Origin of the sequence: Streptomyces sp. NPDC005483, from assembly GCF_040606035.1 — a bacterium.
Taxonomy (GTDB): Bacteria; Actinomycetota; Actinomycetes; order Streptomycetales; family Streptomycetaceae; genus Streptomyces.
This window is the reverse complement of record NZ_JBEXEA010000011.1, coordinates 163,649-183,526: the sequence shown is the minus strand read 5'-3', so window position 1 is coordinate 183,526 and position 19,878 is coordinate 163,649. Positions and strand designations below refer to the sequence as shown.

Annotated in this window: 20 protein-coding genes and 1 pseudogene; 12 read left to right on the top strand and 9 right to left on the bottom strand. The window is 70.4% G+C overall.

The features are described from left to right. On the top strand, positions 1-249 hold the full coding sequence (locus ABZT06_RS22595; protein WP_355743550.1) for a hypothetical protein: 249 nt from the start codon (positions 1-3) through the stop codon (positions 247-249). Here the strand turns inward: ABZT06_RS22595 and ABZT06_RS22590 are convergent. From ABZT06_RS22590 to ABZT06_RS22575, 4 genes and pseudogenes are all read right to left on the bottom strand, one after another. After that, entirely contained in the window at positions 207-824 is a 618-nt protein-coding gene (locus ABZT06_RS22590; RefSeq protein WP_355743547.1) for an acetyltransferase, read from the bottom strand. The genes ABZT06_RS22595 and ABZT06_RS22590 overlap by 43 nt on opposite strands. Further along, positions 821-2,128 (bottom strand): glycosyltransferase family 4 protein, encoded by a 1,308-nt coding sequence (locus tag ABZT06_RS22585; protein WP_355743544.1) that lies wholly within the window; start codon positions 2,126-2,128, stop codon positions 821-823. Before ABZT06_RS22585 ends, ABZT06_RS22590 begins: the two co-directional genes overlap by 4 nt. Positions 2,129-2,425: 297 nt before the next feature. Then, entirely contained in the window at positions 2,426-2,701 is a 276-nt protein-coding gene (locus ABZT06_RS22580) for a hypothetical protein (RefSeq protein ID WP_355743887.1), read from the bottom strand. A 67-nt stretch (positions 2,702-2,768) separates the two neighbouring features. Beyond that, positions 2,769-3,035: pseudogene (locus ABZT06_RS22575) on the bottom strand (UDP-N-acetylglucosamine 2-epimerase); the annotation flags it as partial. Between the two features lie 358 nt (positions 3,036-3,393). Between ABZT06_RS22575 and ABZT06_RS22570 the strand changes: the two are divergent. The 4 genes from ABZT06_RS22570 to ABZT06_RS22555 are packed head-to-tail and all read left to right on the top strand — an operon-like array spanning position 3,394 to position 9,554. Continuing rightward, entirely contained in the window at positions 3,394-6,180 is a 2,787-nt protein-coding gene (locus ABZT06_RS22570) for an O-antigen ligase family protein (RefSeq protein ID WP_355743541.1), read from the top strand. Beyond that, entirely contained in the window at positions 6,177-7,403 is a 1,227-nt protein-coding gene (locus tag ABZT06_RS22565; RefSeq protein ID WP_355743538.1) for a glycosyltransferase family 4 protein, read from the top strand. Before ABZT06_RS22570 ends, ABZT06_RS22565 begins: the two co-directional genes overlap by 4 nt. Next, positions 7,400-8,374, top strand: a complete 975-nt coding sequence (locus ABZT06_RS22560; protein WP_355743535.1) for a D-glucuronyl C5-epimerase family protein — start codon at positions 7,400-7,402, stop codon at positions 8,372-8,374. The genes ABZT06_RS22565 and ABZT06_RS22560 overlap by 4 nt, the downstream gene beginning before the upstream one ends. After that, positions 8,361-9,554, top strand: coding sequence for a glycosyltransferase family 4 protein (locus ABZT06_RS22555; protein ID WP_355743532.1), 1,194 nt, complete (start codon positions 8,361-8,363; stop codon positions 9,552-9,554). The genes ABZT06_RS22560 and ABZT06_RS22555 overlap by 14 nt, the downstream gene beginning before the upstream one ends. A 74-nt stretch (positions 9,555-9,628) precedes the next feature. On the opposite strand, the gene ABZT06_RS22550 is transcribed toward ABZT06_RS22555, so the two are convergent. Both ABZT06_RS22550 and ABZT06_RS22545 read right to left on the bottom strand, forming a co-directional pair. Then, on the bottom strand, positions 9,629-10,576 hold the full coding sequence (locus tag ABZT06_RS22550) for a glutaminyl-peptide cyclotransferase (protein WP_355743529.1): 948 nt from the start codon (positions 10,574-10,576) through the stop codon (positions 9,629-9,631). Positions 10,577-10,638: 62 nt separating this feature from the next. Continuing rightward, positions 10,639-11,313: a hypothetical protein gene (locus ABZT06_RS22545; RefSeq protein WP_355743526.1), complete on the bottom strand. Its 675-nt coding sequence runs from the start codon at positions 11,311-11,313 to the stop codon at positions 10,639-10,641. Positions 11,314-11,543: 230 nt separating this feature from the next. On the opposite strand from ABZT06_RS22545, the gene ABZT06_RS22540 reads away from it, so the two are divergent. The 4 genes from ABZT06_RS22540 to ABZT06_RS22525 all read left to right on the top strand — a co-directional run bounded on the left by ABZT06_RS22540 (position 11,544) and on the right by ABZT06_RS22525 (position 15,103). Beyond that, positions 11,544-13,100 (top strand): polysaccharide biosynthesis tyrosine autokinase, encoded by a 1,557-nt coding sequence (locus ABZT06_RS22540; RefSeq protein WP_355743523.1) that lies wholly within the window; start codon positions 11,544-11,546, stop codon positions 13,098-13,100. Beyond that, positions 13,097-13,648: a low molecular weight phosphatase family protein gene (locus tag ABZT06_RS22535; protein WP_355743520.1), complete on the top strand. Its 552-nt coding sequence runs from the start codon at positions 13,097-13,099 to the stop codon at positions 13,646-13,648. The genes ABZT06_RS22540 and ABZT06_RS22535 overlap by 4 nt, the downstream gene beginning before the upstream one ends. 132 nt (positions 13,649-13,780) lie before the next feature. Next, entirely contained in the window at positions 13,781-14,047 is a 267-nt protein-coding gene (locus ABZT06_RS22530; protein WP_355743517.1) for a LysR substrate-binding domain-containing protein, read from the top strand. Between the two features lie 543 nt (positions 14,048-14,590). Beyond that, the gene (locus tag ABZT06_RS22525; RefSeq protein WP_355743514.1) at positions 14,591-15,103 is read left to right on the top strand and encodes a flavin reductase family protein; all 513 of its coding nucleotides are present in this window, start codon (positions 14,591-14,593) and stop codon (positions 15,101-15,103) included. Here ABZT06_RS22525 and ABZT06_RS22520 read toward each other — a convergent pair. Beyond that, positions 15,094-16,011 (bottom strand): MBL fold metallo-hydrolase, encoded by a 918-nt coding sequence (locus ABZT06_RS22520; RefSeq protein WP_355743511.1) that lies wholly within the window; start codon positions 16,009-16,011, stop codon positions 15,094-15,096. The genes ABZT06_RS22525 and ABZT06_RS22520 overlap by 10 nt on opposite strands. A gap of 207 nt (positions 16,012-16,218) precedes the next feature. On the opposite strand from ABZT06_RS22520, the gene ABZT06_RS22515 reads away from it, so the two are divergent. Beyond that, the gene (locus ABZT06_RS22515) at positions 16,219-17,025 is read left to right on the top strand and encodes an AfsR/SARP family transcriptional regulator (protein ID WP_355743508.1); all 807 of its coding nucleotides are present in this window, start codon (positions 16,219-16,221) and stop codon (positions 17,023-17,025) included. Here the strand turns inward: ABZT06_RS22515 and ABZT06_RS22510 are convergent. Then, positions 17,008-17,712, bottom strand: a complete 705-nt coding sequence (locus ABZT06_RS22510) for a 4'-phosphopantetheinyl transferase superfamily protein (RefSeq protein WP_355743505.1) — start codon at positions 17,710-17,712, stop codon at positions 17,008-17,010. The genes ABZT06_RS22515 and ABZT06_RS22510 overlap by 18 nt on opposite strands. A 10-nt stretch (positions 17,713-17,722) precedes the next feature. After that, on the bottom strand, positions 17,723-18,163 hold the full coding sequence (locus ABZT06_RS22505; protein ID WP_355743502.1) for a nuclear transport factor 2 family protein: 441 nt from the start codon (positions 18,161-18,163) through the stop codon (positions 17,723-17,725). Between the two features lie 179 nt (positions 18,164-18,342). Between ABZT06_RS22505 and fabG the strand changes: the two genes are divergently transcribed. Next, positions 18,343-19,128, top strand: coding sequence for a 3-oxoacyl-ACP reductase FabG (gene fabG / locus ABZT06_RS22500; RefSeq protein WP_355743499.1), 786 nt, complete (start codon positions 18,343-18,345; stop codon positions 19,126-19,128). Continuing rightward, a complete protein-coding gene (locus tag ABZT06_RS22495) occupies positions 19,128-19,868 on the top strand; it encodes an SDR family oxidoreductase (protein WP_355743497.1) in 741 nt (246 codons plus the stop codon). The genes fabG and ABZT06_RS22495 overlap by 1 nt, the downstream gene beginning before the upstream one ends. Positions 19,869-19,878: the final 10 nt, after the last annotated feature.

Here is a 19,878-nt window from a genome sequence, read left to right as displayed (position 1 = left end):
ATGGGCCAGAACCGCGCCCAGGTCCCGGCCGCGCTGCCCGGAGTGCGTCTGGTCACGGCCCGCGATCGGGACCTGACCGGCGGCACGGCGGTGCCCGGCCTGCCCGTGCTGCCGGACCTGCACCGGTCGCTCGCGCCGGCCGTGGACTCCTGCAGGGGATCCGCGCGGACGCCGGGTGCTCGGGATCCCGTGATCGAACCGGACGGTCAGGGCTCCCGAACCCTGGCGGGGACGCCGACGACCAGCTGACCGACGGCGACATCGCGGGTCACCAGAGCCGCGGCGCCGACCATGACGGACGGCCCGATCCGCCGGCCCTGCAGCACGGCGGCGTTACTGCCCACCGTGGACCCGGCGCCGATGGTCACGTTGCCGGCGATGTTGGCCCCCGGCAGGATCGTCACGAAATCCTCGAGCACCGTGTCGTGACCGATGCTGGCCTGGTAGTTGACCTGGACGTGTGCACCGGTGACAGTGCCGGTGGAGATGAACGCCTGACCCAGCACAACGCAGCCACGCCCGATCCTGGCGCCGGGGGAGACAACCGCACGCGGGTCGATCACTGTCGCCGCTCGCAGGCCGCGGTCTTCGAACTCCCCGGCCAGCCTGCGGCGCGCGTCGGCGTCGGCGATCGCGACCACGAACTCGTTCCGCTGCCGGCCGGACGCAGCCAACTGCCCGGGCAGCAGCACCGGACAGCCGTCCACCGTGGTGGCTGCCGGGTGCTCGTCCACGAAGACAACCTCGGGTGCCGCGGCCGTCGCCCGCACCGCGTCCAGCGTCTCCCTGCCGAAGCCGCCTGCGCCCACGATGTGCAGCGTCACAGCCGAGCCTCCGTCACCGGACCCCCGCGCCGCGCCGGTTCCGAGACCGCGGCGAGGAATGCGCCTGCCAGCGCGGTCATGCCGTGATGCCGGTAGACCCAGCGGCGGCCGCGCTCGCCCATCCGCTCCCGTTCGGTCTCGCTCATCGCGGCCAGCCCGGCCAGCGTGTCCGCCATGTCCGCCGGTGACTCGGCGGGCACGCACACGCCGCCGCCGGACTCGCGCACCGGGCCGCCGGGCGCGTTGCTCGCGAACAGCACGGGCTTGCCGGACGCCAAGTAGTCGAACAGCTTGTTGCTGCTCAGGCCGTACTTGAAGACCGCGACATCGCGCAGGCAGAACAGCGTCACGTCCAGCTCGGCCAGCACGGCCGGCACGGCCTGCTTCGGCACCGGCGGCCAGAACAGCACGTTGTCGAGGCCATGCCGGTGAGCGAGCCGTTGACACGCGGCCTTCTCCTGGCCGTCGCCGACCATCACCACAGCGACCTGCGGATTGCCGGGGCCCCGCAACTCCGCCGCAGCCGCGACAATGGTCGCCACCCCGTTGGCCGGTCCGTGTGAGCCGATGTAGCCGGCGGTGAGACGACCGTCCTTGCGAAAGCGCCTGATCCGCTCGATCAGGTCGGCGGCCCGGTCCCCGGGGTCCGCGACGTCCGGGTCGGCCGGCTCACCCGGTTCCATCGGCCGGGGGAAGTCGGCGATCCCGTTCGGCACATAGTGGATTTTGTCGGCCGGGAGACCGCGGGCCTTCAGGTAGTCGGCGGCACCGGGCAGCAGGCAGATCACGGCGGACGCACGCCGGCAGCAGAAGGACTCGACCAGACGGAGAAGCCGGGCAGGCAGCCCGTTCGCGCGCAGCGCGCCCATGTCGATCAGTGTCTGCGGCCACAGATCGCGTACCTCGAAGACGAAGCGGGCGCGGCGGACGCGGGCCGCCAGCCAGGCGGCGAGCACCGCGGCCAGGTGTACTGATGAGCCGACGATCACATCCGGCCGGTTCAGGCCGCGCTGCGTCGAGAGCACCCGGGCCGCATAGTGGGCCATGTTCAGCACGCGGCGGTATCCGTTGCCGGTGTAGGGCGGCGTGCGGACCCAGACGAAGCGGACGCTGTCGATCGTCCGGGTGGCCACCTTCTCGCCGGGCGCGAGCCGCTCCTCGCGCCTGCTGAAATGGCTGAAGCTGCTGGCGAAGATGGTGACGTCGTGCCCCTTCGCCGCCAACACCCGGCCCAGCTCGTAGTGCCGGGTGCCGGCGGCGCAGTCCGGTGGCGCCGCGTAGTGGTTGAAGATCCAGATCCTCATGTCCTCACCTCCGCCGAAGCCGCCCTGCCGCACCTGACGGCGTGCTGAGCCATGGGCTCGTCGTTGGCCCGTGGCGCCAGTACGTCGATGATCCTGACGGCGGCTTCACCGTCACCGAAGGGTGTTGGCGGCTCGCCCGGCCGGCCGCGGCCCGGCCACTGCCGCCGCCGGCTCTCGAGGCTCGGGCCCCAGGATGTTCCAGCCGCTTGCAGTGTCTGCGGCCACTCCGTCTCGGGGCGCAGTGTGCTGCACCCCTGAGTGCCAAGGCCTCCTTCTGCAGGCCGCCGGAGTCGGTGCTCAGCCCGTCGGCTCCGGCGGCAGCGAGGCGATCATGCTCCGGCAGGGCAGCGGGTCGGTGGCGCGCAGTGAGCCACCCGACAGGTCGATGCCGAACTGCCGGGCTCTGGCGGCAAGCCGTAGGTGTGCCAGCAGCCGAACGGCCTTGGGGCATGCGGCGAGCGCCGTCACCACCGCGGCCGGCCGGTCCGGATCGGCGGTCGTTGCCTGCCGGTGCACGGTGGCGATCAGGTACCGCCCCGGATACCCGGAGGCACGGTGAAAGCCGCTCTCCACCCGGCGCCGCCCACTGGTCCCTGATCATCCGCAGCTTATCCACCATCAGATCGCCGACCAGCATCGAGCGAGCGGTCAGGCCCTCGGCGGCCAGATTGGCCATCGCCACCGTGGTCGGGGCGAGCAGCAGGTCCGCCGGATGATCGGCTACGATCCGGTTGCGTTCCTCGGGCATCGTCCGGTCGAAGGACCGTAGGCCCGCCTCCAGGTGCGCGATGGGCAGTTCTCGCGCCGCCGCCGCGAGCGTTCCGGCGAGCGGGGAGTAGGTGTCGACGTAGGCCAGTACCCAGTCCGGACGCTCCCGCGCGAGTACCGGATAGAGCGCTGCGAGCATCCTCGAAGTCTGCTCGGCCTGGCCGGTGTGCACGATCAGGTGCCCGTGGCCGCGGCGGGCGAGTTGCCACGCGCTCGGCTAGCGCGACGAACTGCGGACGTGCGCCGACCACGCTGAGGTCTGTCACAGCTGTGTTCCCCTGTCCTGACCGGTCGTCCGCGCCGGGAAGGGCCTTCTCCTGGCGTCTGGGATGCCGGCTGGGGCCGGCCGACGCCGAGAAACGCTACTACTTTGCGTGCTCGAATAGCTACTTTTGGTTACTTGTGCCGCTATGTTGTGCCTGCCTGCCGAGACGGCAAGAAAATCCGCCGCCCGCCGCAGCACTGCCCCGTCTCGCGACTCCGGAGGCCTTTCCCTGGTGCAGCCGATCATGAAAAGCCTCCGTGTCCGGCTGCCGGGAGTGAGTCCGGCGGCGATCGGGGCCACACTGGCCACGCGACTGCTGGCCACGGCCATGAGCTTCGCGGCGGGCGTCATCGCGGCGCGGGACCTTGGAGTGCAGGGCCGGGCCACGTTCGCGGTCATGATCTCGGTCCCCACTGTGCTGAGCATCGTCGCGGTCCTGGGTATGGACAACGCCAACGCCCGGTTCTCCGGAACCTCGCACACCGCATTCCGGCAGATCGTCCGGTGGAGCGTGGCGTTTTCCCTGGTTGCCGGTTCGGCACTGGCGGGGCTGTGGCTGCTGCTCAGTCATCTCTGGCCGGTCGTGCTGCTCGGCGTGCCGTTCAGGCTTGCGCTGGTCGCGGCTGCCATGTGCCCGGTGACCTTGCTGACCACACTGCTCGGCACCGCCGAGATCGGTCGGGGGCGGATCAAGACGTACAACCGCGCGAGCACCGTCCCCGCGGTCTTCCACCTCATCGGAGTCTGCGGCCTGCTCGCCGCGGGATCGCTGACCCCCACCAGTTGCTTTCTGTCGGCGCTGACCGGGCAACTGCTCTGCGCCGGGGTTCTGCTGATCGCGGCCACCGCCCGCGTCCACGACGATGGCGAACAGGTTTCCGCCCGGACCTTCGGCAGCTTCGCCATCAAGGCCTATCTCCCGAACCTCATCCATTACGGAATGATGCGTCTCGATGTGCCAGTGATCCAGTTGCTTGCCGGTGCGACGGCCGTGGCCATGTATGCCGTGGCGCTGCCCCTGGCCGAGGCGATGTTCCTGCTCCCGACGGCGGTCGCGCTGGTGATGTTTTCCGCGGTGACGTCGGGTGCCGTCGACGCGCGGGCGGCAGCGAGGATCGCCCGGACCGTGTTGGCTGCCGCCGCGATGGCCGGAGCCGTCGCGGCGGCAGCTGCCCCCGTCCTGATCCCAGCGATCTACGGGCGGCCGTACTCCGGTGCCGTGCAGGTGATCTGGGCGATGCTCCCCGGCCTGGTGCTGTTCAGCACAGGCCGCTCGCTCCAGGCGTACTTGTCTGCTGCAGACCTGCTTCGACCGGTGATCACAGCCACCGTAGTCGGCGCGGTGGTCAACATCGTGTTCCTCGGAGTCCTGACCCCCCACTATGCCGCGGTCGGCGCTGGCGCGGCCAACTCGGCCGGATATCTGGTCTTTGCGGTGCTGCTCGGCCGCGGGGTGCGGCAGCGCGTCCGCGCCCGCCCGCGCGAGTCGGCCGAGCCCGTCACCGGGGAAGTATCGGCCGCCCCCGCTCGTCCGTCGCTTGGGCGACTGTCGCTCAAGACGGTCGGCGACCGCTGGCGGAACGCTTACCCGAGGCAGGTGAGGTCCGTTCCGTTCAGCGGAGCACCCGTAGTGGCGGCGGGACTCCTGACCGCGGCGGGCGTCGGCTACCTCGCAATGGCGTACAGCCCCGCCATCAGCACCTTCACCGTCCTGAGCGCCTCCGGGCTTGTCGTCATCGTGCTGGCCTGTGTGCTGATCCCGGACGCGGGGCTGTATGTGCTGGCGGCCGCGGTCCCGCTTTCACAGTCGGACGTCGGGACTTCGCTGATCAGCCCGAGACGACTGGTCGCTTTGATGCTCATCTGCCTGCTGGGTCGCGTCGTCGCCGGCAGCGGGATCGTGTGGCCGAAGCCGACCGGCGTACTGATCACCGTCGGCACGGTCGGTTACGCAGCGGCCGCCAGCGCCCTGATCTACGACGCCGATCCGCAGGGCACCGGCAACTGGCAGTACCTGCTGCTGGCGTGCGCGCCGCTGCTGCTGCTGCCACTGATCATCGAACCTGGACCGGCGCTTGACCGGGCGCTCCTGGTGTTCTGCTGGGGCAGCGTGATTCTGGCCGTGATCGAAATCGTTCAGGCGGGGTCCGTCTTCGCCATGAAGGGGGACCTCACCCCTGCCGACACCGCTGTTCTGGCCATCACTCAAGAAGGTGCGGCCAACCACAACGCCGTGGGTGCCCTGTTCGTCATGGCGGCCGCAGTCCTGCTCAGGCGCTATGAGGCCGTCCGGAAGGGCCTGCCGAGGTTGGCAACCGGTGCCGGGGTTGTCGTGCTCACTCTGGGGATTGCGTACTCGCTGAGCCGCGCGGCCTACCTGGCGGGAATCGCGATGATCGCGCTCTACGCCGCCCGCAGATCGCTTCGCGGCGTCCTGGCCCTGAGCGTCGGCGCGGCCTGCCTGGTACTGCTGCTGCCCGCCGCGATCGCGGCCCGGTTCGACTCGATCCTCGGCGGCGTTCCGGACGCCAACTCCGCGGTACGGCTCGATCTGTGGAGCAGCGCACTGCGGATGTTCGAGGCGCACCCGCTTTTCGGTGTCGGCTATCTGAACTTCGCCGACCAATTGCCCGCCTATTACCAAGCCACTGGTGATTACGAGATCATGTTCCTACAGTTCCCGCTCCTGGAATTCGCGCACAACACCTACCTGACAGTGCTCTCGCAGACCGGCCTGGTGGGCGCGGTCGGAATCGGCGCGATTGTCGTGCTCGGCGTCCGCCGGGCATGGCGCGCGATCCGCTCCGGCGACCCTGCGGGCGAGGCGGCTCTACTGGCCATGGTCGGTGTCGGCGTCTGCTCGGTGTTCGGCGAGATCCTGCTGGTCCCGCCCCTGTTGGCAGGTCTGCTTCTGATCATCCTGGCTGCGAAGCCGGCTCCGGCCGACGTACCACGACCGGTACCGGCACCGGCCTCAGCTCGGGCTTCGGCACCGGTACCGGCAGGGGGGGCGCGATGAGTACGGCTGGGATCGAGAAGTCCTCCCGGCCGCTGCGCATCCTGCAGATCACCTCGACCGCCGTCGGTGGAAGCTGGTTCCACGATCAGGTGCGGGGCCTGGCCGAGCTGGGCAACGAGGTCTGCGCGGTGTTGCCCCGAGAGGGACCGCTCGCCCACCAGTTGCGCGGGGTACGGGGCGTCCGGGTGGAGATCATCCCGTTCGGGCTGTCCCGTCGGATCAGGCAGCTGCCGGGGCTGATGGCTGCGCAGTGGCGGTTGATGAAGTTCGTCAGAGAATACAAGCCGGATGTCATTCATTCCCACCTGATCATCGCGATGCTCGCCGCCCGTGTGGCGTCGGCCGCCTACCGGCCGGCGCTGGTCGTGTCGCAGGTTCCCGGACTGGTGCATCTACGGATGGCGCCCTTCCGGATCCTGGAGCGGCTTTCGCTGCGCCGGGACGATCTGGTGCTCGGATCGTGCCGGGCGATCGCGCGCCGCTACCAGGCCATGGGAGCGCGGTCGGTCGCGGTCAGCTACTACGGCTGCCACGTACACCGGTTCGACCCGGCAGCCCCGCCGGATGCGTTCCGCCGTGAGTTCGGCCTCACCGACGACACGCCAGCCGTCGGCATGGTCGCCTACATGTATCCAAGCAAACTGCGGGAGTTCCGCCAGGTCGGTGTCAAGGGGCATGAAGTCTTCATCGACGCCGTCCCGCTGATCCTGCGTCAGTATCCCGAGGCCAGGTTCTTCGTGGTCGGTGACGAGTTGGTCGGTGACGGGGAGTACCGGCGCGAGCTGGAATGCCGCGCCGCCCGGCTCGGCGTCGCCGACCGGATCCGTTTCACCGGCTTCCGGTCCGACATCAGCTCGGTCATGGCCGGGCTGGACGTCCTGGTGAACCCGTCCATGGACGAATCCGCCTGCTATACCGTGGTGGAGGCGTTGCTCATGCGAAAGGGCGTGGTGGCGACCGACGTCGGTGGCCTGCCGGACACCGTCCAGCACGGCCACACCGGCCTGTTGATCCCGCCCGCCGATCCCCCGGCACTGGCACAGGCCGTGAACGTACTGCTCGCCGATCCCGCAGCGCGTCTCCGCATGGCCGACCGGGGCCGTGAACTCGCGCTCCGGCAGTTCGATATCACCGACACAGTCGGCCAGGTGAACGAGCTGTACCACCAGGCACTGGCCGCGCGGGGACGACGCGGGCTGCTCCGCAGGGAGAGTCCGGCGTGAAGCACCACAGGACGTGGGCCGGAACGACGCTGGCCGGCATGGCGGGGAAAGCGGTACGTGATCTGCGGCGGCCGAGCTTCCCGGTCGACGCGACGCCACCGGGTGACATTACCGCCGACCAGCCGGGCAGGTACCCGCTCGACCTGCGGCCGATGACGGCCGGGAGCACGCTCGACCACGAGCGCGTGGTGGTGACCCGTGCCGCGACCGGCGAGAACTACCGGAACCCGGTCTCGGTCAGCCTGTATGCGCTCGCACAGCACACCGGCGCGCTCGCCGCCGGCCGGCACCCGGCCACTGGGGACGAACGGTCGCAGGGCGTGCGGGCTCTGCTGACCCAAGCCGGATGGCTGCGCGCCAGCCAGGACAGCAACGGCGGATGGCGCTATCCGGTACCAGTACCCCGGTACGGGGTGCGCCCGGGCTGGTACTCGGCCATGGCCCAGGGCCTTGCGGTGTCTGTGATGCTGCGCGGATACGCCACGACCGGCCAGCGGTCCTTTCTCGATGCGAGCGAGGGTGCGGTCGAACTGATGCTCCGGCCGCTGGACGCGGGCGGTTGCTCGCACTACGACCACCTGGGTCGCCCTTTTCCCGAGGAATGCCCGTCGGACCCGGTCAGTCACATTCTCAACGGAGCGGTCTTCGCCCTCTTCGGTCTCTGCGAGCTGAGCCGGCATCAGAGCGGGGCTGCCCACGAGCGCGTGGCGGACCGGCTCCGCGACTCGCTGGCCGCATTCGACCTGGGGTACTGGACCAGGTACGACCTCCGGCACACCGCGCCCGCCAGTTTCGCGTACCACTGCCTGCACGTCGCGTTGCTGACCGCGGCCGGAAGCGTGCTCGCCGACCCGCGATGGCCGGCAGTGGCCAGCGCGTGGGACCGCTACACGCGCAGTCCGGCCGGCCGGCTGCGGGCTGCGGCGGGCAAGGGCCGGTTCGTACTCAAGGAGCGCCGTGCCCGGTCATGACCAGGCCCGACGGCTGGGCATCTGCGATGCGCCGGCCGCGCCGCTGCGCGTCGTCCTGCTCGCGTCGGCCACGTCGGCGCACACCCGGCGCTGGGCGGACGATCTGGCCATGCGGGGGCATCAGGTGACTGTCTGCAGCTGGCATGAGCCGGACCTGCGTCCCGACGGCTGGCGAGCCGTGTCCGCCCCCAGCGGGGCGTGCCTGCCGCTGCGGGCAGCGCGAGGGGGGCACTGGCTGCGCCGCGAGGTACGCCGGGCGCGGCCGGATGTCATCCACGTCCATTCGCTCGGCGTGCACGGGGCGCTCTCCCTTCTGCTGCCGGCCCACCCGGCAGTGCCGGTCGTGATCACTCCGTGGGGATCCGAACTGCGTGCGGCGGACCGGCATTCCGGCCGGGCGCTGGTCGCTCGGCTGACGCTCCGGCGGGCCGCACGCGTGGTGCCGACCTCCCGGGAGGTGGCTGAGCTGGTCGCGAGCCGATACCGGGTCCTCTCTTCACGGATCAAAGTCCTTTCCTGGGGGGTACCGGACGCGCTGCTGGATGCCGGAAACGACGCCGATCCCCGGTTGACGCGCGCGAAGTACGGCATTCCGGCCGGAGTCACGGTCGCCCTGTCGGTCCGCAGCACGTCGGAGGTCTACCGGACCCACGAGATTCTCGCGGCATTCACCCGTGCCGCGCGAGTCCGGCCCGACCTGTTCCTCGTGTTGGTGGCGGGTCACCAGCCGGCTCATGCCGCCGCCAGACGCGCGCAGCAGGAATATCTCGCGCTTCTGCGCGCCCGGGCACAAGATCTGGCAGGCCGGGTCGCCGTCATCGATCGGCCACTCGGACAGGCCGAGATGTTCAGCCTGATGCGCGCGAGCGAAGTGGCGATCTCGGTTCCCCGGGCCGACCAGCGAAGCTCATCGGTGCTCGAAGCCGCGGCTGCCGGATGCCGGCTGCTGCTCTCCGACATCGCGCCCTACCGAGAACTGGTGGAGGACGGCCTGCTGGCGGATCTGCTTCCCGATCCGCTGGTCAGCTCGTTGGCTGACGTTCTCTCAAACGCAGGGCCGCTGGATGCCGGTGATCGCCTGTCCAATCGCAAGCTGATCAGCCAGGCCGAGCGCGGTTCCCTGAAGGTCGCGGAACTCGAACGGCTGTACAGGGAGGTGGCCCGCGCGGGGGCGGTGTGATCAAGACCCGCTTATGCGGGGGCAACGAGGAGTGAGTACCTCGTGCCGGAAGGCGCCACCGCCCGCTGTCCGGTTCAGCGGGTGGTGCGGCTCGGCGGCTGTGCCGGAACAAGGACGACGCGGAACATCTTGGGCCAGAACTTGCCCGTCAGGAGGAATTGGTCCGTTCCGGGGACGGCCGCGATGCCGTTCAGGGTGGAGCCGGGGACGAGTTGGTCGGCGTGCAGGAGGCCCGAGGCGTCGATGCTCGCCGTCACCGCGCCGGTGATGGGGTCGATGCGCACGATGCGTTCGGTGGGCAGCACGTTGGCGTAGACGGCGTGGTCGGCGCACTCCAGCTCGTTCACTCCCGTCACCGGCCGGCCGTCTTCGGTCACGGTGACCTCACCGTTCTTCGCGAGGGTGCGCGGATCGCGGAAGGTCAGTCGTGCCGAGCCGTCGCTCGTCACCAGCTGCCACCTGCCGCGGTCGAAGCAGATGCCCCAGCCTTCGTCGGGGTACGGGACGCGGCGCAGCTCCCTCAGTGTCGTCGCGTCCCGCTCGATGGCGATCCGGTCCCGCCAGGTCAGCTGCCACACGGTCCGACCCAGCAGGGTGATCCCCTCACCGAAGAGAGGATCGGGGAGGCTGGTGTGCACCCTGGGTGGCTTGCCAAGGAACCCGGACCGCACGGAGGACTGACCGGACAGCCCGGTGCTCTCGTAGAGCGTGCCGCCGGCCATCTCCAGGCCCTGAGTGAACGATTTCGGGTCGTGGGCAAGGGCTTCGAGGACCTTCACTCGCAGGCGTTCGACTCGGTGGGGGCCGACCTGCCGCACCTGCGTCTGGCTTCGGCCGGCCGGATCGTCGGACACCGCTTCGACGTCCCGCTGGGCCCTCAGCGGCTCCGATCGGGTGAGCAGCCCGGTGGCCGCGATGCAGACGGAGCCGGTGACCAGGAGCGCCGCGATGGCCGGTAGGGCGTGTCTCAGTGTGCGGCGACGGCCCGCCGCCCGGTTGCCGGAACGACTGGTTCCAGGCAAGCGGGCGGCGTCCTGGCCCGGGCCAGGACGCCGTGGTTCCGCCGTGTGCACCTACTGATCTTTCAGGAACTGCGACGACGGCGTACGGCCAGCACCGTGCCACCGCCCGCCATGAGCAGGGCGGTCGCCGTGCCGCCGATCAGCAGCGCCTCTTCACTGCCCGTCGCCGCGAGCCCCTTGCCGTTCTGGTCCGCTCCCGGCGAATTCGACGGTCCGACGGCTGCGGGGAGTTCGTGGGCATCGTTGCGGCTGCCGCCATCTCCGTGGCGCCCACCGTGCCCTGGCTCGTCAGGGTGCCCCGGCTTGCCCGGGTGGTGGGGCGGCTTTGGGGTCGGGGTGGGCGTCATGCTGCCCTGCACGTAGATGCTGACGCCGACACTCTGGTGAGGGTGCTCGGAGGTGAGCCGGAAGACGTGCCAGCCGGTGGTGGTGTGCGCCGGGATGGTCACGGTCCCCGCAACCGAGCCGTCGGCGCGGGCCCGGAAGTGGCCGAGCACGACCGGCTTCGATTCCAGCAGCGCGGTGACGTTCGTCCCGGGCTCGAACACGCCGGGGATGGTGCTGAAGCTCAACTGCTCCCCGGCTGTCACCGTGGTGGTGCTCACGGACAGGGGCGGGGTCGGCGGCGGGTACGGCTGTGCCGAGGCGGCCTGCGCCCCGATCAGCGGTAGCGCGATGAGAAGGGCAGTCGATGCCGCCGATACCAAAGCGGCCCGCCATCTGCGCGATGCTGTCATCTTCTTCAATCTCCTCGACTTGGGTCCGGGCCTGGTCGTGCGGCGGCCGCGATTCGGGGTGGACACCAATATCTGGATACATGGCGCAAATAGAACATAACGACATTTATTAGCTTGATGGCGCAAGAAATCACCGGATTGGGGGAGTCCCGGCTCGCCCGGTGTGCTCGCGGGTCTTTCGAGGGGGCGACACGGGGGGTGGCTCCCTCGCTCGAAGAGTCCGAGTCCCTATGGTCGACTGCGTCCATAGGGAACAGAAGCCCCAATTCGGGTGGTTCCTTCAGTCCCGTGAGGGGTGCAGCTTGGATCTCCAAGGATTCCTGAAGGCTCTTGCCAGACGGTGGCCGACGGTCGTGGTCTGTCTGGTTCTCGCGGTCGGGGCGGCGCTCGCCGTGACAAGCGTGAGCACCCCCACCTACGAGGCGAGGACGCAGCTCTTCGTCGCTACCCGCACCGGTGATAACACCATCGATCTGAACCAGGGGCAGACGTTCTCGCAGGCGCGTGTGCAGTCGTACGCCGAGATCGTGCGGACCCGTCAGGTCACCGCTTCCGTGGTGAAACGGCTGCGGCTGCGCACCACCCCGGAAGAGCTGGCGTCCCGGATCACCGCCGTCGTTCCGCTCAAGACCGTGCTCATCGACATCACCGTCCGGGACACCGAGCCCCGGCGAGCGGCACGTATCGCCAATACCGTTGCGAGTAGGTTCAGTTGGGTCGTCGAGCAGTTGGAGACCCCCAAGGGGCGGGCCCCCTCGACACTGCCCGAAACGGGTGACAAGGCCGAGCGTGCCGCGCCCGTCCCACCGGTCTCGCCGGTCTCCCTGGGCGTCACCGAGGAAGCCGTCGCCCCCACCTCTCCCACGTCGCCACGCCCGCTGCTGAACCTGGCCGCGGGTGTGGTCGGCGGCCTGCTGCTCGCTGCCGGGCTGGTCGCCCTCCGCGAGACGCTCGACACCACGTTCAAGACGAGCGCGGCACTGGGCGCATTCACCGCTCTGCCCGGCCTCGGCACCATCCCGTACGACAGGACCGCCCCAAGGCAGCCGCTGGTCAGTGCCGAGGGGCACTCCAAGCGCGCCGAGGCGTTCCGCAAACTGCGTACCAACCTGCAGTTCTCGCAGGTGGACGATCCGCCGCGGATCATTGTGGTGACGAGCTCGATGCCCGGTGAGGGCAAGACGAACGTCGCGATGAACCTCGCCCGCTCCCTCGCCGAGGCCGGCGTTTCCACCTGCCTCGTGGACGGCGACCTGCGCCGTCCGTGCGTGGCGCCGGCTTTCGGCCTCGTCCAGGACGGGGGCCTGACCACGGTGCTCATCGGACAAGCCCGTGTCGAGGATGTGATGCAGCAGGTCGCCGGCGGCCTTTCGGTGCTCGCCAGCGGTGCTGTGCCGCCGAACCCCGCGGAACTGCTCGCCTCGGCGCGTATGAAAGAAGTGCTGCGTGAGCTCGCGGACGTGTACGACGTTGTGATCATCGACACTGCGCCGCTGCTGCCGGTCGCCGACACCATGGGACTCGCCTCTCTCACTCAGGGTGCGCTGCTTGTCGTACGGGCCGGGAAGACCAACCGGGACCAGGTGCGCACCGCCACGGAATCGCTGGAGGGCGTGGGCGCGCGCGTGCTCGGCACCGTGTTCAGCATGGCTCCGGTTCCCAACGGCGGCCGTTATGGCCGTTACGGCGCCTACGGGCAGTACGGCGAGCTGCCCGCTCCGCGTATGTCCGCCACGCGGGCGGGAAGTGCTGCGTCCGCGGTGATGCGTCCCACGGACGGGAGATGACTCGGATCCTGTTCGTCTGCACGGGCAACGTGCACCGCTCGGTGCTCGCAGAGCGCCTGCTGGCGGCGAAGCTGCCGCCAGGCTCGGCCCTGCGGCCGGAGAGCGCCGGCACGGAGGCGTGGCACCGTTTCCGTATGGAGGACACCACTCGGGCGGTCCTGGAGGAACTGGGCGCTGATGGCTCCGGATTCGCCTCCCGCCCGCTCACCGCACAGCTCATGGCGGGCGCCCCGCTGGTCCTCGGGCTCGCGCGCGAGCACCGCGAGGCGGCCGTGCGCCTCGCGCCGGCGGCGATGCGGCGCTGCTTCACCCTGAAGGAGTTCGTGCGGCTCGCGGACGGCGGAGCCGCGGGGGGTGGCGGGGGCGGCTTCGAGGCCGTGGTGGCGACGGCTGCCACCCGCCGCGGTGCCGCGGCCCCAGTTCCGCCGGCCGAGGATGACATCCCGGACCCCTGGAGCAGGCCCCGTGAGGAGCTGTACGAGTGTGCCCTGGAGATCGACAGGGCAGTGAGCGGGCTGGTCCGGCTGTGGGGGCTGCTGCGTGATTAGTACTGCGGTTGCGGTTCTCCATCTGATCCCGTCGTGTTACCGCTTCCAAGAAGACGTGCCAGTTGGTCGGCCTGGTCGATGCGGACGGCAGGACGAAGTACGCGCCTGGCAGCCTGCGGCAACTTCTCCGCCATGTTCGAGGTGGTCCCGCTTTTCCCGGAGCCCCGTGTGGTGGCGCTGCCGAGCGGGCATCCGTTCGCGGAGCTCAAGGCGGTGCATGTCGAGGACCTGCGGGACATGGTCCTGTTGCAGGACCCGCAGGACGTCCCGGAATGGCGCGGGCGTCTGCCGCGTGAACCCCTCGCGCGGCAGATGGATGCCGGGCGGTTTCCGGTGACGATCGAGGAGTGTCTGGAAGGTGTCGCGTCCGGTGCGGTCGTGTCCCCGGTCGTGGTGTAGCCGATCACCGTCCGTCGCTTCCGCTTTGGAGCCGTCCGGTACGTGCCGCAGCCAGCCGTCGTGCGATCGCCGCTGGTCCCGGTCCCGGGAGCCTCAACGGAGCCTCCGGCGCGTGCAATTCAGGCCGCGACCTGAGGATTCCGTCAGCTTGATCGGCTACACCACTCGGCGGGACGCCATCTCCGGTGCCGGCTGTTATGTCATGCCGGCCGGCACGGCCGGCTTCTACCACCGTGACGACGTCGCCTACCTGACGCTGGAGGGGGTCGCGCCGCGCATGGTCGCCCTGGCCTGCCTACGCCAAGCACCGGACCATGCCCGAGCTGAGCCAGTTCGCCGAACTCTCCCGCCGCATGCTCGGCCCGGGCCCGGAATGACATCCGGCGTCGGCCGCCCGGCGGCGACGGCGTGAACGGACGCTGATCGCGCTCGACCGGCCCGGCGGAACCCGAGTGCACCTCCACCGCACCTCCATCGTCCGGAGTGAGTCTCTGGGGGACGGCCGGGAGCGGCCCGGCCGCCACACGGTGGTGCGGAGGCGGCATGACTCGGCTGGATCCTGCGGAGTTCCGGGAGTTCTTCGGATCGATACCGACGGCGGTGGCGGTGGTGACCACCGTGGATCCCGAGGGGCGGCCCCAGGGATTCACCTGCAACGCGTTCGCGGCGATCTCGCCCCGACCCGCGTCGCTGCTGATCTCGGTGGACCGCAACTCCCGTACCCTTCCGTCCCTTTTGTCGCGACGGGCCTTCGTCGTGCACCTGCTCGCGGACGACGGCGAGGAGACGGCCCAGGTCTTCGCGAGCCGCGCCGTGGACAAGTTCGCGGGGCTGTCGTGGCTGCCCGGTGAGGTGTCCCGGGATGTTCCGGTCCTGGAGAAGGGCGTACTGGCGTATGCCGAATGCACCCTGGAGCGCACGGTGGAGACGGGCGACCACCAGTTGCTGATCGCCCGTATGGAGGCGGTGCGGGTGCACCCCCGCCGGCCCGTGCTGTACCAGCGGGGGGCTTTCCGGGCCTGGGACGGCCTCGCCGAGGAAGCGGTTCAGGCGTGACAGGCCGGGAGCCCGCCGTGGAACTCGACCATCTCGGCGAAGAGGGCGGGCATGTCCGCGGCGTCCCCGACGGCCTGGCCGCGTTCCTCGGCGTACGCCCGGTGCAGGTTGGGCACGAGCCGTTCGGTGTCGATCCACTCGCCGTACGCGCCGAGGTCGACCTCCCGGGCGACCTGCAGCGGAGCGAGCCCCGCCGCGATGCCCTCCCGGGCGAGCCGCTGGACCAGACCGAGATAGCCCTCGGCCGCGTCGAGGACCTCCGGCCCGGCCACCGGACCATGGCCGGTCACCACCGTACGGGCGCCGAGCGAGCGCAGGACGGCGATGGCCTCCAGGCAGCCGGCCACCGATCCCATCGGGCAGAACGGGGTGACGCCGGACATCACCAGGTCGCCGGTGAACAGCACCCGCTCCCCGGGCAGCCACACCACGGTGTCGGCGGCGGTGTGCGCCGGGCCGAGACACAGCAGTTCGGCGGTCGTCCCGCCGATGTGCAGGGTCAGCCGGTCCCGGAACGTCACCTCGGGCAGTACGACCTCCACGTCGCCCCAGCACACGCCCGGCCACAGCCCGGTGAGGTGCAGGCCGACCGCGTCCATCTCGGCACGGGTCCGCTCATGGCCGACCACGACGGCCTCCGGGAAGACGAAGTTGCCGAAGGTGTGGTCTCCGTGGGAGTGGGTGTTGACCAAGGTGCGTGGCGGGGCTTCCGTCACCTTGAGCACCGCTTCGCGCAGCGCCCGCGCGCGGGCCTCGGTGGCGGCGGTGTCCACCAGCGCGGCCCGGCCGTCCGAGACGACGAGGCCGGCGTTGTTCACGCACCAGCCCCCGTCCGGCTGCAGATAGGCGAACACCCCGTCGGCGACCTCGTCCAGACGTGGGGCGAGTCGTTCGAGTCCTACGGTCATCTGGGCTCCCTCATGGCGATCCTGGACATCACGCATCGTCGGCTCAGCAGATGGAGGCCCGCTTGAGGACCCGGGCATGTGAAACGCACATGCCGACCCGGGGAACTACACAGGCGAAGTCGTGTTCAACGCCCTGGGGGGCGGATGGCACTCGGTGCCATGCTGCGGGAGTAGGCCGCCCCACCGGCACAGAACGGAGAAAACCCTGTGAAGACGCGGGTTCTGGGTCCGCTCACCGTGGAGTACAACGGCAGGTCCGTTGTCCCCACGGCCGGCAAACCGAGGCAGATCCTTGCCATGCTGGCACTCCGGCCCGGACGGACCGTTTCGGTCGACACCCTGATCGAGGAGGTATGGGGGGACGCGGTACCGCGCAGCGCCGCGACCACCCTGCAGACGTACATCCTGCAGCTGCGACGGAAGATACGAGAGAGTCTGGGGGACGACCCGGGGATATCGCCCAAGGACGTGCTGTCCACGTCCTACGGCGGCTACCGGCTCGTCCCGCCGCACGAGGTGCACGACCTGGCCGAGTTCCAGGACCTGCTGACGCGCGGCACCCGGGCCCTGGAGGCGGGGGACGCACAGGCCGCCTCCTCCCTGCTGGGCACGGCCCTGATGCTGTGGCGCGGCCCGGCGCTCACCGACGTGCCGACCGGAATGGTGCTCGAACTCGAGGTCATCGGCATGGAAGAGGCCCGGTTGACAGCACTTGAGCAGCGCATCGAGGCGGATCTGCTGCTCGGCCGGCACGCCTCGCTCATCGCCGAGCTGCACATGCTGACAGCACGTCATCCGCTGAACGAGAACCTGTGCGCCCAGCTGATGACGGCGCTGTACCGGGCGGGCAGCCCGTGGCGGGCGCTGGAGGAGTTCCGGAGGCTGCGCGCCAGGCTGAATTCCGAGCTGGGCGTGGAGCCCACGCCCCGGCTGCAGCGGCTGCACCGGGCGATCCTCGAAGGGGACCCCGGTCTGGAGGCCTGGCCGGGCGCGACCCTACGGCGCGCCGGATGACACCGCGGTCGCCGCGCTGACCAGATAGGGAGCGCGGTCGGGGCCGATCCGCACGGCCCGGGTGGTGAACGACCAGCCGTCCGGGCCGTCCGGGTGCGGTCCCTCGAAGTCGTCGAAGCCGAAGCCGCGCACCGGCACCCGCAGCCCCGTGCCCAGGGCTTTGACGTACGCCTCCTTCAGGGTCCACAGCCTGAGCAGGCTCTCGGACCGGTCGGGCTCGTCCAGCGCGGCGACGGCGGCCAGTTCCGCGGGAGTGCAGATGCGCCCGGCCAGTTCGGGACGGACGGGGCGCCGGGCCCGCTCCGCGTCCACGCCCAGCGGGCCGCACCGGCTCAGGCCGACGGTGACCAGCTGCCCCGTATGGCTGATGCTGAGACGTACGCCGGGCCGGTCCGGCAGTACCGGGCCGCCCAGCGGGGTACGGGTGATCCGCACCTCGCGCCAGGGGACACCGAGAAGCACGCCGAGCGTGCGGCGTGCCAGCAGGCGCGAGGCCAGATACGTCCGGCGCGCGGCGGGGGTGCGCAGGGCCGCGCGGCGGGCGAGTTCCGCGGCCGACAGCCCCTCCGGTCCGGCCGACGCCCAGGCGTCGGCCGCGCCGTACACCACGACGCGGCCGGCCTCGTGCCAGGCGGAGCGCACCGGTGACCAGGGACCGTCGGGCGCGGCGGACCGGTACGGGACCATGGCGGCCGCCTCAGAACATCTGGTCGTGCTCGACGCGCCGCGACCTGGTGAGCACGGTGTCGTCCTCGACCACCAGCACGTCGTGGACCAGGCAGCTCGGTGCGATCTCCGGCTTTCCGCCCGGCCGTACCGTCACCACCAGCGCGTACACCGTGGCGTGGAAGGACCCGTCGTCCTGCGGTGTCAGGGCGATGTGGTTGAACCAGTGCCGGCGGCGCACCGGGTCGCCGTCGAACCGCCGGTGGAACGCGTGGAGTTCGGTGACGATCCCGTCCCGGCCGACCGCCGGGTCCGCGTTCGGTGTGTGCTGGAAGACCCCGTCCTTGGTGAAGGTCGCCGCGTAGTCCTCGAACCGCCCGCTGTCCAGCGCCTGCATCTGGTGTGCGTAGAAGTGCTGGACCCGGACGAGGAGCCCGTCGGGTACGGCGGGTACGACGTTGCTCTCGGGCATGTGGATGCCTCCTGTTCCTCAGGGCTTGGCCGCCTGACCGCGGCTCGCAGGCATCCTCGGCCGCTCCCCTGGAGCGCAGGTGGAGAGCGACCGCAGGCGCTCCAAGACCCCTCCAGTACGGCTCGACCGGCGACGCGGACCCTCGGCGCAGACGAACGGTCACGACACACGGAGGGCACATGAGCGCGACCGCATCGCCGCTGGCTCTGGTAACCGGAGCGACCAGTGGCATCGGCCTCGAGATCACCAGGCGGCTGGCCGGACTCGGCGCCCGTCTCTTTCTCTGCGCCCGGGACGAGGCCCGGCTGACCGCCACCGTCAAGGAGCTGCGCGAGGAGGGGTTCGAGGTCGAAGGGGTGGTCTGCGACGTCGCGGATCCCGAGCAGATCCGCGACTTCGTGCGCACGGCGGTGGAGCGTTTCGGGCCGGTCGGCATCCTGGTCAACAACGCGGGCCGGAGCGGCGGCGGCGCCACCACCGAGATCCCCGACGAGCTGTGGAACGACGTCATCACCACCAACCTCACCAGCGTCTTCCTGATGACCAAGGAGGTGCTGACGACCGGCCGGATGCTCGAACGGCAGCGCGGCCGGATCATCAACATCGCGTCCACCGGCGGCAAGCAGGGTGTCGTCCACGCCGCCCCGTACTCCGCCTCCAAGCACGGCGTGGTCGGCTTCACCAAAGCCCTCGGGCTCGAACTGGCCCGTACCGGGGTCACGGTCAATGCCGTCTGCCCGGGATTCGTGGAGACGCCGATGGCCGAGCGGGTGCGTGAGCACTACGCGGGCATCTGGGGGGTCAGCGAGCAGGAGACCTTCGACCGGATCACCGCCCGGGTGCCGATGGGCCGGTATGTGGAGCCGCGCGAGGTGGCGGCCATGGTCGAGTACCTGGTGAGTGACGACGCCGCGGCCGTGACCGCGCAGGCGCTCAACGTCTGCGGCGGACTGGGGAACTACTGATGTCCGCCGCGGCACCCGTCGCCCTGGTCACCGGGTCCTCCTCGGGGATCGGCGAGGCGGTCGCGCGGCGGCTGGCCGAGGACGGCTACCGGGTGGCGGTGAACTCCTCGCGCTCGGTGGAGGAGGGCGAGAAGCTGGCGGCCTCGCTGCCGGACGCGCTGTACGTCCGGGCCGACGTCTCGGCCGAGACCGAGGCCCGGGAGCTGGTCTCCCGCGTGGTGGAGCACTACGGCCGGCTGGACGTCCTGGTGAACAGCGCGGGCCGCACCAGGGCCATCGCCCACCCCGACCTGGAGGCGGCCGGCCCCGACGTCTGGCGCGACATCCTGGACCTCAACGTCATCGGCACCTGGCAGACCTCGGTGGCGGCGATGCCGCACCTGGCCGCGAACGGAGCCGGCGCGATCGTCAACGTCTCCTCCATCGCCGGCAGCCGGACCGCGGGCAGCTCGATCCCGTACGCCGTCAGCAAGGCCGCCGTCGAGCACATGACGCGGCTGCTGGCGAAGGCGGTCGGCCCCGCGGTCCGGGTCAACGCGGTCGCGCCCAGCCTCATCGAGACCCCGTGGACGGCCGGCGAGCCGTTCTTCGCGCCGATCGCGGAGTACGTACGGCAGAACGCGCCGCTGCGCCGGGTCGGCACCCCCGAGGACGTCGCCACCGCCGTACGGCACCTGATCGACGCGACGTACACCACCGGCCAGATCGTGTACGTCGACGGCGGCTGCCACCTGCTGTGACCGGCTTCGG